This window comes from Streptomyces sp. NPDC047315 (assembly GCF_040643215.1).
Classification (GTDB): domain Bacteria; phylum Actinomycetota; class Actinomycetes; order Streptomycetales; family Streptomycetaceae; genus Streptomyces.
The window spans coordinates 42,744-57,720 of the sequence record NZ_JBEYTZ010000007.1; the positions used below are offsets into that span (position 1 = coordinate 42,744).

Here is a 14,977-nt window from a genome sequence, read left to right on the forward strand (position 1 = left end):
CGGCCCCACGAACCGCCGCCCGCCCCGCTCCCCTACGGCCGCCCGCACCGCCCGCGCCCCGCGGACACCTCACAGCACCCGGCGCCGCACCAGCAGCGCCAATACCGCGACGCCCGGCAACAACGGCAGCCACACCGTCAGGAAGCGGAATCCGATGACGGTGGCCGTCGCCACCACCAACGGCGCCCCGACCATCACGAGCGCGAACGCCAACGCCGGCTCCACGGAACCGATCCCACCGGGCGTCGGCACCAGCCCGGCCGCAATGCTCGCGGTCAGATAGGCGATCACGAGGTGCGGCCAGGGCACCCCGAGGCCGACGGCCGCCGCGACGCATATCAGCACCCCCGACTGGAGCAGGGGGAACGCCAGCGCCCCGCCCCACAGCGCCGCGGTCCGGGCGGGCATCCGGTGCAGCGTCCGGGCGTCCAGCAGCGCCGTCCGCAAGAACCGCACCACGCCCTTCCGCAGCCGTCGCGCCACCAGCAACAGCACGGTGACAGCAGCGGCCACCACCGCCAACACCAACGCCCCCACCAACACCGCCTGCCCGGGCGGCACCAGCGTCGGCAGCTCCAACGCTTCGGGGAACACCAGCACCAGCGCCAGCAACAACCCTGCCCGGGCGACCCCCTTGACGAGGCTGTAGAGCCCGAGCGCGGCGGTGGAACGGTCCAACGGCACCCCGCAGCCTCGCAGGAATCGCAGGGTCACCAGATGCGCCCCGATCCCGGCGGGCAACAGCTGATTGGCCGAGCCGGCGGCGAACTGGGTCGCCACCAGCCGCCCCGCGGGGAGGCGTTCGACGACGGTGCCCTGCCGCACGAAGGACGACGCCACCGACCACAGCCCCGTCACGATCCCGCCCAGAACCAGCCAACCGGGATGCGCGTCCTTGAGCAGCCCGACGCCCGAGGAGACGACGGACCAGTTCTCGACGGTCCAGTACGCGAGCAGCGCGAACGGCACCACGCACATCAACTGCCGCAGCGGCAGCCGCCCGAGCCCCGACGACGCCCGTCGGCCCTTGGCCCCGGGTGCGCCGGCGACCTCGGATGAGGGCTCGGACTCCGACAGGGGCTCGGAGATCACCAACCTCCCCACCGTCCTTCCCACTCCCAGCGCGTCCCTGGTGTCCGCGCGGACTCATGAACCACAACGGACGTCGCACCGTTTCGGTTCGCAGAAGCTGTCCCCTACACGCAACAACTTCATGCCGGGGTGCCCGCACTCATACTCAGGCATCTCCATGAACGCCTACTCATGGAGCGAGTAGTCACACGGATGCCCGGCCCCCTGCCGCGCCGCCAAGCTGCCCTTATGACCAGGACCAAGGGCCTCAAGAAGGCGCAGTGGGCGGCGATGCGGCTGCTGCTGGGCACGGTGGGGCGGCTCAGCGAAGGCGTCCGCATCGGCTACCGGCACGGCTTCGACAGCGGATCGATGCTCGACCACGTCTACGTCAACAAGGCGCAGGGCAGTCTCGGCATCGGTCGTGTCATCGACCGTTGCTATCTCAACGCCGTGGGCTGGCGGGCCATCCGCGCCCGCCGCGAACTCCTCAAGGACGTGCTGCGCAAGGAGATCGCCGACCGCGGCGGCCGGGCCACCGTCCTGGACGTCGCCTCGGGACCCGGTCGCTACCTCCAGGACCTGGTGGCGGAGTACCCCGAGGGCGCCCTGCGGGTCGAGTGCCGGGACCTCGACCGCGCCGGGCTCTCCCAGGGCGAGCGCCAAGCCGCGCAGCGAGGGCTGACGGGCATCGCCTTCACCCACGGCGACGCCCTCGCCCCGAAGCCGCTCGCCGACGGTGCCCCGGACGTGATCGTCGTCTCCGGCCTCTACGAACTGCTCCTGGAGGACGATGCGATCGCGGCCTCCGTCGAGCGGCTGCGCGGCCTGCTCGCGCCGGGCGGCGTCCTGGTCTTCACCACCCAGACCCGGCACCCCCAGTTGGAGTTCATCGCGAACGTGCTCCCCAACCGCGAGGGCGTGCTGTGGGTGATGAAGTGCCGCCCGGTCGAGCAGGCGGAGCGCTGGGCCCGCGACGCCGGTTTCGCCGAGATCGCCAGCCGCCGGGAGTCGGTGGGGCTGTTCACCGTCACCACGGCGCGCGGCTGAGCGTCAGCCCTCCTGCCAGCTCCCTCTTCCGACTCCGGGCGATGGCAGTGATGCGTCGAAACATGGTGAATCCCCCTTCACTCTGTGACTTCGACTTGCTTCGGGCCTACTTCGACTCGCTCGAACTGATGTGAACTGATGTGAACTGACATGAACTGACTTCGCTTGTTTTCACCTGACTTCACTTGGCTTAGCTTGACTTCGCTTGACCGGACTTGACTGTGAGTGAGATTCGAGCGACGTCGATTTCACCCGCTGTCACAATGGTGTCCCGTCGAAGCCGTCAACCAACGCGAGTGGCAATGACTCGCCACACCTCGATCAGACCCTTGTCACGTTGTGCAGTCGTGTGCATACATGGAGTTGCCCACGGTTTCGAGGGGACGACCGTGTGGCCGACAAGGAATGGCGGGGGATGATGTGCCATGTCGGTGGCGGTGGTTCCGAGTTCCGCGCTCGGACGGAAGGTGTTGTCGGGACCGGTCCTGCGGGAGTCGTCAGGACAGTCGAGGCAGCAGGTGCAGCAGATACAGCAGGCGCGGGGCGTCACCCGCGTCCTCGGGGTCAACCGCGTGCGGGCGGCCCTCGCGGGCCTGGTGCATTCGGCGCGCCAGGAGTTGCTGAGCTTTGACGACCCGGTGAGCCAGGACGGCGAGGGCGCTCCCGAGCCGTTCCTGAAACTCGGCGGTCAGGGGGACGCCGCGGGGTGCCGGTCCACGGCCCGGCCCGCCCGGGTGCGGCGGATCGCGCCTCGGCACGGGCTGTCGCAGCTCCGGGAAGCGGGCCGCTGCCTCGGGGAGACCCGGGTGACGGACTCGATCCCGTTCTCGATAATCGTCGCCGACCGCTCGGTCGCCGCGGTCCCGCTCGACCTCGACCTGCACGACAACGGCGTTCTGCTGATCCGCGATCCGGTCCTCGTGCATGCCCTGGTCCGTACGCACCAGGCGTGGTGGGAGACGGGTGACGACCCCGCCCGGCAAGCGCGCCCGCCGGGTGCACCCGCGCATCTGCGACCGGTGCTTGAGGCGATACTGGCGGGCCTCACGGACGACGCGGCAGCGGCCCGGCTCAACATGTCCGGGCGCACCTACAGCCGTCGCGTGGGCGAGTTGATGAACGCCCTCGGCACGTCGAGCCGCTTCCGGGCGGGAGTGGAAGCGGCTCGACGCGGCTGGGTCTAAGGCGTGTCACCGGCAGGGCGGGCTGGAGGAGGGCGGGCGCCCCCTGGGTTTCCCTAGGACACGATGTCCTTGCGGGCGAAGGTGCGGAAGGCGAGGGCGAAGAGCACCAGGGCGTAGGAGATCGACACCGCGGCGCCCTTGGCCATCCCGCTCCACTCCAGCTGCGGCTGCAGCGCGTCTATCCAGGCGAACTGCCAGTGAGCGGGAAGCACCTCGCGCCACGCCCCGAGGGCGGTGACCGCGTCGAGGACGTTGCCGACGATCGTCAGTCCGACCGCTCCGCCGACCGCGCCCAGCGGGGCGTCCGTCTTGGTCGACAGCCAGAAGGCGAGCCCCGCGGTGACCAGTTGGGAGACGAAGATGAAGAGGAGGACGACCCCCAGTCGCGGCAGCGTCTCGGTGGTGGCGAGGGAGCCGCCGGTGGGGAGCTTCAGCGGTCCCCAGCCGTATGCGAAGGTGCCCGCGACCAGGGCCACCAGCGGCAACAGCACCATCGCGGCGGCGCTGAAGCCGAGCGCCACGACCAGCTTCGACCACAGCAGCCGTGCGCGGGGGACCGGCGCGGCCAGCAGATAGCGAAGGGAGGACCAGTTGGCCTCGGAGGCGACGGTGTCCCCGTGGAACAGCGCCACCGGCACCACCAGCAGGAAGCCCGCGGAGACGAAGAGACACGTCGCGGCGAAGTTCGCGGCCGAGGCGGTGGCGGTGTCCATGAGGGTGATCCGGTCGTTCCCCTCGCCGCCGGGGGTGCCGATAGCGAAGGCGACGATGAGCACCAGCGGCAGCGCACCGAGGACGGCGGCCATCACCATCGTCCGACGGCGCTTGAGTTGCCGTACGGCCTCGACGCGCACCGGCAGGGTGCGTCCGGCCCGGTAGCCGGGCGCCGACACGGGGTGCTGGGCCAGCCCGCTCATGCGGAACCTCCGATCAGGGTGAGGAAGGCGTCCTCCAGGCGGCGGTGGGGGCCGACTCCGGTGAGCGGCACGTCCAGCCGGACGAGTTCACCGATCAGCGCGGTGGTGGTGACGCCGTCGAGGCGGACCAGTAGCCCCTCGTCGACGCGTACGGCGGAGCGGACCCCGGGCAGGGCGTCGATCTTCTCCACCAGGGGGTCGGACACCTCGCCCGCGGTGGTGACGAGCAGGGTGTCGCTCTCGCCGGTGATCTCCGCGACCGGGCCGGCCTGCACCAGCCGGCCGCGGTCCATGACCACGAGGTGGGTGCAGGACTGTTCGACCTCGGAAAGGAGGTGGCTGGAGACGATCACCGTGCGGCCTCCGGCCGCGTACCGGATCATCACGTCCCGCATCTCGCGGATCTGCGGCGGGTCGAGCCCGTTCGTCGGCTCGTCGAGGATCAGCAGGTCCGGCAGGCCCAACATGGCCTGGGCGATGGCGAGGCGCTGGCGCATGCCCTGGGAGTAGGTGCGCACGGCGCGGGCGAGCGCCTCGCCGAGGCCGGCGATCTCCAGCGCCTCGTCGATGTGGGCGTCATCAGCGGGTCGTCCGGTCGCACGCCAGTACAGCTCCAGGTTCTCCCGCCCCGAGAGGTGCGGGAGGAAGCCGGCGCCCTCGACGAAGGCGCCGACGCGGGAGAGGACGGGCGCGCCGGGCCGGATGGCGTGGCCGAAGACTCGGATCTCGCCCTCGTCGGGCCGGATGAGGCCCATGAGCATCCGGAGGGTGGTGGTCTTGCCTGCGCCGTTGGGGCCGAGCAGTCCGAGGACCTGGCCCTTCTCCACGCGGAAGGACAGTTCCCGTACGGCGTAGCGGTCGCTGGACTTGGCGTACCGCTTGCTGAGGCCGGTGATCTCCAGTGGGACGTCGGCTAGTTCGGGAGCGGGTGCCGGGGCGATGGCGCGTCGGCGGGCGGTCAGCAGCAGGGCGGCGGCGATCAGCGCGGCGGCGCTCGGCAGGGCCCAGGTCCACCAGGGCAGCCCGGCTGCCTGGGTCCGCACGGCCGGAGCCGTGGGGACGCTCAGCGTCGCGGAGTCCACAGCGGAGTTCGCCGCGGGCTTCGCCGCCGGGTTCGCGGTGGAATTCGTCGCCGGGTTCGCTGAGTTCGCCGTGGAGGTCGCGGGCTTCGCGTCACCGCCGGCGAGGGCGACGGTGTAGGTGGCGGGGGCGGTCGGTGAGGCGTAGCCGAGGTCGGTGGCGGAGAGCACCAGCCGCAGCCGGTGGCCGGCGTCGACCTGGTGGTCCACGGCGGGCAGGGTCAGCTCGACCTCTTTGCCCTCGGTGGCGCCCTCGACCCGGACGGGGGCGACGAGTTGGGAGGGCAGGACCTGGGTGCGGCCGTCGGGCCCGACGTCGTACACCTTCGCGAAGAGGACGGCCTCGCCGGTCGTGGAGGTGACCTTGACGCGGACGGTCGGCGCGCCGGTGATCTGGAGGGTCCGGGTCAGCGGCGCGGAGTCGAAGCGGGCGTGTTGGCCGGGGAAGTCGAGGGAGAAGCCGACGCCGACGAAGGAGAGCTGGCCGAGTCCGCCGCTGAGCCCGGGGACGGCGGAGAGCGCGGGCGGGCTGGCGCCGGCCGGGTTGGCGAAGGTCTGCGGCGGGCCGGAGAGCGCGATGGGCTCGGGGCCGTTGCGCAGGCCGGGGTAGCGGCCGGCGGTCGCGCCGCGCAGCAGGGCCTGGCCGTCGGTGGAGTCGATGCCTCCGGTGCGGCTGACCCGGAAGGCGGGGCCGGTTCCGGTGCCCTCGTCGCGCTTGAGGTGGCGGTCGAACCAGTCGGTGACGCGCTGCTCTACGCGGTCGCTCTCGCCGTCGCCGCCGTCGTGGCCGCCGGCGATCCAGTCGACGGCGACGGGGGCGCCGTTGGCCCTGATCCGTTCGGCCATGGCGTCGGCGTGGTCGAGGGGGAAGAGGGAGTCCGACTGGCCCTGCACGATCAGCGTGGGCACCTTGATCCGGTCGCCGACGGCGGACGGGCTGCGGGCCGCCAACAGGTCACGGGCGGCGGCGTCGGGCTTGCCGCTGGTGGCGACCCGTTCGTACAGGGCGCAGATCTCGGGTTGGAAGCGTCCGCACACAGCGCTTTCGCCCGGTTTCGCCGCCGCGCCGGTGGCGCCGGAGCCCGCGCCCGGGGGCCGGTCGGGTTCGGTCGCCGGCGGCGTCACGGGAGTCGAGGGAGCCGAGGGAGAGGCCCCGTCGGGTGCCTCGAAGGACCCGGTGGAGAAGAAGATGCCGGCCCACAGCTTCTTGAAGACGCCGTCGGGGAAGAGCGCGTCGGCGAGGTTCCAGTAGGTGATCGCCGGGGCGATGGCGTCGACGCGTCGGTCGTGGCCGGCGGCGAGCAGGGCGCTCGCCCCGCCGTAGGAGGCCCCGGCCACGCCGACGCGCGGGTCCCCGTCCGCGTCCTGGAGGACCTCGGGCCGGTCGGCGAGCCAGTCGACGAGCCGGGAGACGTCCTTGATCTCGTACGCGGGGTCGTTGAGACCGATCTTCCCGGTGGACTTGCCGAAGCCGCGGGCGGACCAGGTCAGCACGGCGTAGCCGTCGCGGGCGAGCTCCTCGGCCTGGGCGCGTACGTCGTCCTTGCTGCCGCCGAAGCCGTGGCCGAGGAGGACGGCCGGCCGGCGCGCGCCCCGGTCCCCCGCCGTGAAGTACGAGGTGTCGATCTGCGCCCCCGGCATCTGCCGGGTCCCGTCCTCGCGGTGCACGACCGGGCCCGAGTCGTCGGCGACCGCGGTCCAGGTGCCCGCGCCGGCGAGGGCGACGAGCGCCGCTCCGCCCGCGAGCCATCGGCCGCGCCGACCGGGCCGGGGAAGTCGGATCTTCATGGGGAAACCCTAAGCGGAAGCCCCGCGGTCCCTCCGCCCCCGTCAGTGGGAGCCGGTCAGCCTCCCAGGGAAGTACGCGGACCGCCCCGCGTACACCAGCGGTGGTACGGGGCGCTCCGCGCGCCTCCCTCGTCGCGCGCGCCCGGGAGGCCGTGCGCCGATGGCCGACCGGTCAGTTGTTGCGCGGGAAGCCCAGGTCGACGCCCGAGTGCGGCTCCGAGGGGTCCGGCCAGCGGGTCGTGACGACCTTGCCGCGGGTGTAGAAGTGCACGCCGTCGTTGCCGTAGATGTGGTGGTCGCCGAAGAGCGAGTCCTTCCAGCCGCCGAAGGAGTGGTACCCGACGGGCACCGGGATCGGGACGTTCACCCCGACCATGCCCGCCTGGACCTCCAGTTGGAAGCGGCGGGCCGCGCCGCCGTCCCGGGTGAAGATCGCGGTGCCGTTGCCGTACGGGGACGCGTTGATCAGCGCCACGCCCTCCTCGTACGTCGCCGCGCGCAGCACGCACAGCACCGGTCCGAAGATCTCGTCCCGGTAGGCGTCGGAGTCGGTGGAGACCCGGTCGAGCAGGGACAGCCCGATCCAGTGCCCCTCCTCGTACCCCTCGACGGTGTACCCGGTGCCGTCGAGGACCACCTCGGCGCCCTGCGCCGCAGCGCCCGTCACGTAGGAGGCGACCTTGTCCCGGTGCGCCCTGGTGATCAGCGGCCCCATCTCCGAGGACGGGTCGTCGCCCGGCCCGATCTTGACCTTCTCGGCGCGCTCGCGGATCTTCTCGACGAGTTCGTCGGCGACGGAGTCGAGCGCCACCACCGCGGAGATCGCCATGCAGCGCTCGCCCGCGGAGCCGTACGCCGCCGAGACCGCCGCGTCCGCCGCGGCGTCCAGGTCCGCGTCCGGCAGCACCAGCATGTGGTTCTTCGCACCGCCGAGCGCTTGGACGCGCTTGCCGTTCGCCGAGGCGGTGGTGTGGATGTAGCGGGCGATCGGGGTCGATCCGACGAAGGAGACCGCGGCCACGTCGGGGTGCGCCAGCAGGGCGTCCACGGCGACCTTGTCGCCGTGGACCACGTTCAGCACGCCGTCCGGAAGCCCCGCCTCCGCGGCGAGTTCGGCGAGCAGGTTCGCCGCCGACGGGTCCTTCTCGCTCGGCTTGAGGACGAAGGTGTTGCCGCACGCGATGGCCAGCGGGAACATCCACATCGGCACCATCGCGGGGAAGTTGAACGGGGTGATGCCGGCGACGACCCCGAGCGACTGGCGGATCGCGGCGACGTCGACCCGGTTGGAGACCTGCGTCGACAACTCACCCTTGAGCTGGCCGGGGATCCCGCAGGCCAGCTCGACGATCTCCAGTCCGCGCGCCACCTCGCCGAGCGCGTCGGAGTGCACCTTGCCGTGCTCGGCGGTGATCAGCGCGGCGATCTCGTCGCGCCGGGCGTCCAGCAGGGCGCGGTAGCGGAAGAGGACCGCGGTGCGCTGGGCGAGCGAGGAGGTGCCCCAGGTCGCGTACGCCTCCTTGGCCGCGGCGACCGCGGCCCCGACCTCGTCCGCGGAGGCCAGCGCGACGCGCGTGGTGACGGCGCCGGTCGCGGGGTCGGTGACCTCGCCCCAGGTGCCGGACGCGCCCTCGACGGTCTTGCCACCGATCCAGTGGTTGACGGTCTTCGTCATGACGAAAGGCTCCTTCACGAGTGTCGGCGCACGGGCCGGGCGGGTCGCGTACGGGCGGGCCGGACGGACGGCGGCCCACGGGTGGTACGGCCGCTCAGCTGCACGCAGGTGCAGGTGCGGGGACGCACCGGCGTACGGACGCGCAGGTCACAGATGCCGACGCCGGGCCCTGACCTGCCGCTCGTACTCCTCCCGGGCCTTGATCGCGGACGGGCGGTCCGCCGTCTGGGCCACGGGAACATCCCACCACGCCTGCGCCGGGGGCGCGCCCGACACAGTGTCTGCCGTTTCGGTCTCCACGTAGACACCTGTGGGCACGTCCGACCAGCGCGCTTCGGCCAGTGCTTCCCGCAGGTCGTGGACGGTGCGGGCGCGGATCACCCGCAGTCCGAGCGAGGCCGCGTTCGCCGCGAGGTCCACCGGGAGCGGGGCGCCGGTGTACGTCCCGTCCGCGGCGCGCAGTCGGTACGCCGTGCCGAAGCGCTCCGCGCCGACGGCCTCGGACAGCCCGCCGATCGACGCGTATCCGTGGTTCTGCAGGATCACCACCTTGATGGGGACGTTCTCCTGGACGGCGGTGACGATCTCGGTGGGGTTCATCAGGTACGTGCCGTCCCCGACCAGCGCCCACACGGGCCGGCCCGGTGCCGCCAGCGCGACGCCGATGGCGGCGGGGATCTCGTAGCCCATGCAGGAGTAGCCGTACTCGACGTGGTACTGGTCGCTGGAGCGCGCCCGCCACAGCTTGTGCAGGTCGCCGGGGAGGGACCCGGCCGCGTTGATCAGGATGTCGTCCTCGGTGACCAGCGCGTCCAGGGCGCCGAGCACCTGGGCCTGGGTGGGGCGCAGGTCCGCCTCGCCGGGCCGGCCCGGTTCGTACGCCGCGTCCACCAGGCGCTCCCAGCGCTCCTTGCCCTCACCGTACTCCCGCGCGTACGCGTCCGGGACCCGGAAGCCGGGGTGCCGGGCCGCGACGTCCTCGGTCAGCTCGACGAGCGCGGCCCTGGCGTCGGCGACCACCGACAGCCCGGCCATCTTGTGGGCGTCGAAGGAGGTGACGTTGAGGTTCAGGAAGCGGACCGCGGGGTTCTGGAAGAGGGTGGACGACGCCGTGGTGAAGTCCGACCAGCGCGTGCCGACGCCGACGACCAGGTCGGCGGTGCGCGCCAGGTCATTGGCGGCGGCGGTGCCGGTGTGGCCGATCGCGCCCACGTCGCAGGGGTGGTCGTACGGCAGGGAGCCCTTGCCTGCCTGGGTGGACGCGACGGGGACGCCGGTCGCGTCGACGAACGCCGCCAGCGCCTCCTCGGCTTCGCTGTGGTGGACGCCGCCGCCGGCGACGAGCAGCGGGCGGCGGGCCGAGGTCACCGCGTGCACCGCGGAGTCGAGGTCGCGGCGGTCGGGCCGGGGGCGGGTCACCCGCCACACCCGGTCGGCGAAGAAGTCCTCGGGCCAGTCGTACGCCTCGGTCTGGACGTCCTGCGGCAGGGCGAGGGTGACGGCGCCCGTCTCGGCCGGGTCGGCGAGGACGCGCATGGCCTGGAGCGCGGCCGGAATCAGCGCTTCCGGGCGGGTGACGCGGTCGAAGTGGCGGGAGACCGGGCGCAGTGCGTCGTTGACGGACACATCGCCCGCGTGCGCCGACTCCAGCTGCTGGAGCACCGGGTCGGCGGGCCGGGTGGCGAAGACGTCGCCGGGGAGCAGCAGCACCGGCAGTCGGTTGATCGTCGCCAGCGCCGCGCCCGTGACCAGGTTCGTCGCGCCCGGACCGATGGAGGTGGTGACGGCGTGGGCGGAGAGGCGGCGCGACTGGCGGGCGTAGCCGACGGCGGCGTGCACCATGGCCTGTTCGTTGCGCCCCTGGTAGTACGGCATGGGGGCGGCGGGGCCGGTGCCGGACTCGACGAGGGCCTGGCCGATACCGGCGACGTTCCCGTGGCCGAAGATGCCCCAGGTGGCCGCGATCAGGCGCTGGCGGCGGCCGTCGCGCTCGGTGTGCTGGTGGGCGAGGAAGGCGACGAGCGCTTGGGCGACGGTGAGCCGACGGGTGGTCATCGGGGTCCTTCCTGGGGCCGGGGCGGTGTCTGGTCGGGGTGCGCGGGGCTCGCGGACGGCGTGTGGCCCGCGGACGGCGTGGGGTGCACGGGACTTGCGGGGTGCGCTGGCTCCGGCCCGTACAACGGCAGTCGTGGGTCCACCGGCTGCTGCGGCCACGTCTCCCGGATCCAGCCGTGGTCGGGGTGGTCGCAGATCAGCCACTCCCGCTCGGGACCGGGGCCGGCCATCACGTTCAGGTAGTACATGTCGCGGCCGGGCGCGGCGATGGACGGGCCGTGCCAGCCGTCGGGGATCAGCACGACGTCACCGGTGCGGACCTCGGCCAGGACGTCCGTGCCGCCGGCCCGGGAGGGCGAGACCCGGTGGTAGCCGAGCCCGTCGTCGGCGATCTCGAAGTAGTAGACCTCCTCCAACTCCGACTCGACGCCGGGCCGGTGTACGTCGTGCTTGTGCGGCGGGTACGACGACCAGTTGCCGCCGGGGGTCAGCACCTCCACCGCGATCAGCCGGTCGCATGCGAACGTGTCGGCCGCGGCGAAGTTGTTCACCTGACGCGAGCACGTGCCGGAGCCGCGCAGCTCGACCGGTACCTCCGGCGCGGGGCCGTAGCGAGCGGGGAGTCGACGCTCGCACTTCGCTCCTGCCAGCGCGAAGCGGCCTCCCGCACCGGAGGCGATCTGTGCGTGGGCATCGCGGGGGACGTACGCGAAGTCGGTGACCCCGCTGAAGACGCCTTCCCTGCCCAGCAGTTCGAAAAACTCACCGTCGACCTCGACGGTGCACCCGCCCTGGAGCGGAAGGACGATCCACTCGCTGTCCCCGGTGGCGAGGTGGTGCACCGCTCCGGGGGCGAGCTCCAGCACGCGCACGGCGGCGTGACCCCAGCCGGCGTGCTCGGGGTCGATCCGCAGGGCGTACGGACCGTCGGCGGCGCTGCCCGCCGGCACGTACGACCGCCGGGTCGGTGCGTCGTCCTGTGTGCCCATCGTTCTCCCCACTCTCCCTCATCGCACTGACAACGGGCCCGGGGCCCAGGAGTCCGGGCCCGTCGCCTCCCGGCCCCGCCGGGTCTCGCCGGGCCCTGGCGCGCCCTACAGCAGTCCTACCGCGGTGTCGACGGCCTTGGCGACGTCCCCGTCCACCGGGTAGAGCAACGAGCGTCCCACCACCAGCCCCTGCACTGTCGGCAGTTGCAGGGCGGTGCGCCACTTCTCGTACGCGCCGTCCTGGTCGTCGCCGATCTCGCCGCCGAGGATCACCGCGGGCAGCGTCGAGGTCTGCATCACCGCGGCCATGTCGCCGGGGTCGTCGGTGACCGGGACCTTCAGCCAGGTGTACGCGGAGGTGCCGGCGAGTCCGGACGCGATGGCTATCGAACGGGTGACGGCCTCGGCGCTCAGGTCGGTGCGCAGCCGACCGTCCACCCGGTGGCAGATGAACGGTTCGACGAAGACGGGCAGTCGGCGCTCCGCCATCTCGTCGACGGCGCGGGCGGTGGCGTGCAGGGTGTCCAGGGAGCCGGGGTCCTGGTAGTCGATGCGCAGCAGCAGCTTGCCGGCGTCGAAGCCGAGTCGGGCCAGGTCCTGGGCACGGTGTCCGGTGAAGCGGTCGTCGAGTTCGAAGGCGGCGCCGGCGAGCCCTCCGCGGTTCATGGAGCCGATGACGACCTTCTCGTCGAGCGCGCCGAGCAGGAGCAGGTCGTCGAGGATGTCGGCGGTGGCGAGTACGCCGTCGACGCCGGGGCGGGACAGTGCCAGGCAGAGCCGTTCGAGCAGGTCGAGGCGGTTGGCCATGGCCAGGCGGCGGTCGCCGACGGCGAGCGCTCCGCGGGCGGGGTGGTCGGCCGCGACGATCATCAACCGGCCGCTCTCGCCGACGAGTCGGGGCCGCCGGTGGCGGCGGTGCGCCGCTTCGGCGACGGCTTCGGGGTGGCGGGTGCGGATCCCGACGAGTTCGCCGATGGACACGCGGCTCACGACAGGGCTCCGGGGGCGGTCTCGGGGGTGGCGTCTGGCGCGGTTGCGTCGGCTGTGGAGTCGGTGCGGGGGTCGGGTGCGGCTGGGGCTGCTGGGGCTGGCGGGGCTGGCGGGGGCGTGGGAGACGGCGGGACCGGGCCGCCGGCGAGGACCTGCTCGACCTCGTCCCGGTACGGCATGGCGCTGGAACAGGCGAGGCGGGCGGCGACGATGGCTCCGGCTGCGTTGGCGTACCGCATCACCCGCTCCAGCGGCCAGCCGGCGAGCAGTCCGTGGCAGAGCGCTCCGCCGAACGCGTCACCCGCCCCGAGGCCGTTGACCACCTCGACGGGGACGGGCGGGACCTGGGCGCGGGTGCCGTCGCGGTGGAGCGCCAGCACGCCCTCGGGGCCCTGTTTGACGACGGCGAGTTCGACGCCGGCGGCCAGCAGCGCTCGGGCGGCGGCTTCGGGAGCACGCTCCCCCGTGGCGATCTCGCACTCGTCGAGGTTGCCGACGGCCACGGTGGCGAAGCGCAGCGCCTCCCGGTAGTAGGGGCGGGCCGCCTCGGGGTCGCGCCAGAACATCGGCCGCCAGTCGAGGTCGAAGACGGTGGTGGCGGCGCGGTTCCGGTGGGCGAGCGCGGTCTGGGTGGCGCCGCGGCTGGGCTCGGCGCACAGCCCGGTGCCGGTCATCCAGAAGACGCGGGCCTCGGCGATCGCGTCCAGGTCCAACTCGTCGGCGCGGATCTCCAGATCGGGCGCCTTGGGCCGACGGTAGAAGTAGAGCGGGAAGTCGTCCGGCGGGAAGATCTCGCAGAAGGTGACCGGGGTGGGGTGGTCGGCCACCGGGGTCACCCAGCGGTCGTCCACGCCGAACTCGCACAGCGCCTGGTGGAGGTAGTCGCCGAAGGGATCCGCCCCGGTGCGGGTGACGACGGCGGCGCGACGGCCGAGACGGGCGGCGCCGACGGCGACGTTGCTGGCCGAGCCGCCGAGGAACTTCCCGAAGACGTCGACCTGCGCCAGTGGGACCCCGGTCCGCAGCGGATACAGGTCGACCCCGATCCGGCCCATGGTGATCACGTCGTACGGCTGGGGGTCGTACGGCTGAGGCATGCGCGTCCCTTCGGTCCTTCGGTTCGGCGCGGGGCTCCCACCAGGTCTATTGGCTTTCCCGAACCCTGTCAACATTTTGTCCTGACATTCGGACGAAGGCTTGACACCCTTCCGAACCGGCCGGAAAGCTCGATGGCATGACGCCCCGCGCCTCGTCCCCCGCCGCTCCCCTCAGCCGCATCCGGGTCGGCTCGGCCCCCGACTCCTGGGGCGTGTGGTTCCCCGACGACCCCCGACAGGTCCCCTGGCAGCGCTTCCTCGACGAGGTCGCCGACGCGGGCTACGAGTGGATCGAACTCGGCCCGTACGGCTATCTGCCCACCGACCCCGCCGTGCTCGGCGCGGAGACCGGGCGCCGCGGGCTGAAGGTCTCGGCGGGCACGGTCTTCACCGGGCTGCATCACGGCCCCGCGGTCTGGGACCGGACCTGGGAGCACGTCTCGGCCATCGCGGCGCTCGCCCGGGACACGGGCGCCCGCCACCTCGTCGTGATCCCGGCCTTCTGGCGGGACGACAAGACGGGAAGGGTACTGGAGGACAGCACCCTGACCGCAGCGCAATGGCGGGACCTGACCGGTCAGACGGAACGGCTGAGCCGTGAGGTGCGCGAGCGGTACGGGCTGCGGATCGTGGTCCACCCGCACGCGGACACCCACATCGACGGCGAGGAGAACGTCGCCCGCTTCCTCGACGGCACCGACCCGGAGCTGGTCTCGCTCTGCCTGGACACCGGGCACTACGCCTACTGCGGCGGCGACAGCGTCAAGCTGATCGAGACGTACGGCGAACGACTCGGCTACCTCCACCTCAAGCAGGTCGACCCCGCGGTGCTGGCCGGAGTCGTCGCGGAGGACCTGCCCTTCGGCCCGGCCGTGGCGCGCGGCGTGATGTGCGAGCCGCCCACCGGGGTGCCCGCCCTGGAACCCGTCCTGGCCGCGGCCCAGGCCCTCGACATCGACCTGTTCGCCATCGTCGAGCAGGACATGTACCCCTGCCCACCGGACAAACCCCTACCGATCGCCCGAAGGACCCGGCAATTCCTGCGCTCTTGCGGGGCCTGACACCCAAGTGCCTTATCTGGC

General features: G+C 72.5%; 11 protein-coding genes. 3 read left to right on the plus strand and 8 right to left on the minus strand.

Annotated elements, in window-relative coordinates:
- Nucleotides 1-69 precede the first annotated feature (69 nt).
- Nucleotides 70-1,092, minus strand: coding sequence for a lysylphosphatidylglycerol synthase transmembrane domain-containing protein (locus ABZ842_RS09640; RefSeq protein ID WP_361534506.1), 1,023 nt, complete (start codon nucleotides 1,090-1,092; stop codon nucleotides 70-72).
- 228 nt (nucleotides 1,093-1,320) lie between these two features.
- Here ABZ842_RS09640 and ABZ842_RS09645 point away from each other — a divergent pair, with 228 nt between their 5' ends.
- Together ABZ842_RS09645 and ABZ842_RS09650 are read left to right on the plus strand one after the other, a co-directional pair.
- Entirely contained in the window at nucleotides 1,321-2,121 is an 801-nt protein-coding gene (locus tag ABZ842_RS09645; protein WP_361534509.1) for a class I SAM-dependent methyltransferase family protein, read from the plus strand.
- A gap of 518 nt (nucleotides 2,122-2,639) precedes the next feature.
- Nucleotides 2,640-3,305, plus strand: coding sequence for a DNA-binding response regulator (locus ABZ842_RS09650; protein ID WP_361534512.1), 666 nt, complete (start codon nucleotides 2,640-2,642; stop codon nucleotides 3,303-3,305).
- Between the two features lie 53 nt (nucleotides 3,306-3,358).
- Here the strand turns inward: ABZ842_RS09650 and ABZ842_RS09655 are convergent, their stop codons facing one another.
- The 7 genes from ABZ842_RS09655 to iolC all read right to left on the minus strand — a co-directional run bounded on the left by ABZ842_RS09655 (nucleotide 3,359) and on the right by iolC (nucleotide 13,895).
- On the minus strand, nucleotides 3,359-4,222 hold the full coding sequence (locus ABZ842_RS09655; protein WP_361534515.1) for an ABC transporter permease: 864 nt from the start codon (nucleotides 4,220-4,222) through the stop codon (nucleotides 3,359-3,361).
- Nucleotides 4,219-7,089 carry an alpha/beta fold hydrolase gene (locus ABZ842_RS09660; RefSeq protein WP_361534518.1) on the minus strand — a complete coding sequence of 957 codons (2,871 nt, stop codon included), beginning with the start codon at nucleotides 7,087-7,089 and terminating at the stop codon, nucleotides 4,219-4,221. Before ABZ842_RS09660 ends, ABZ842_RS09655 begins: the two co-directional genes overlap by 4 nt.
- A 172-nt stretch (nucleotides 7,090-7,261) precedes the next feature.
- Nucleotides 7,262-8,764, minus strand: a complete 1,503-nt coding sequence (mmsA, locus tag ABZ842_RS09665; protein WP_361534521.1) for a CoA-acylating methylmalonate-semialdehyde dehydrogenase — start codon at nucleotides 8,762-8,764, stop codon at nucleotides 7,262-7,264.
- A gap of 147 nt (nucleotides 8,765-8,911) precedes the next feature.
- Entirely contained in the window at nucleotides 8,912-10,819 is a 1,908-nt protein-coding gene (iolD, locus tag ABZ842_RS09670; protein ID WP_361534525.1) for a 3D-(3,5/4)-trihydroxycyclohexane-1,2-dione acylhydrolase (decyclizing), read from the minus strand.
- Nucleotides 10,816-11,808 (minus strand): 5-deoxy-glucuronate isomerase, encoded by a 993-nt coding sequence (gene iolB / locus ABZ842_RS09675; RefSeq protein ID WP_361534528.1) that lies wholly within the window; start codon nucleotides 11,806-11,808, stop codon nucleotides 10,816-10,818. The genes iolD and iolB overlap by 4 nt, the downstream gene beginning before the upstream one ends.
- Nucleotides 11,809-11,913: 105 nt before the next feature.
- A complete protein-coding gene (locus tag ABZ842_RS09680; protein WP_361534531.1) occupies nucleotides 11,914-12,798 on the minus strand; it encodes a deoxyribose-phosphate aldolase in 885 nt (294 codons plus the stop codon).
- Nucleotides 12,795-13,895 carry a 5-dehydro-2-deoxygluconokinase gene (gene iolC / locus ABZ842_RS09685; protein ID WP_361534534.1) on the minus strand — a complete coding sequence of 367 codons (1,101 nt, stop codon included), beginning with the start codon at nucleotides 13,893-13,895 and terminating at the stop codon, nucleotides 12,795-12,797. Before iolC ends, ABZ842_RS09680 begins: the two co-directional genes overlap by 4 nt.
- 137 nt (nucleotides 13,896-14,032) lie before the next feature.
- Here iolC and ABZ842_RS09690 point away from each other — a divergent pair, with 137 nt between their 5' ends.
- Nucleotides 14,033-14,956, plus strand: a complete 924-nt coding sequence (locus ABZ842_RS09690; protein ID WP_361534537.1) for a sugar phosphate isomerase/epimerase — start codon at nucleotides 14,033-14,035, stop codon at nucleotides 14,954-14,956.
- The last annotated feature ends 21 nt before the right edge of the window (nucleotides 14,957-14,977 follow it).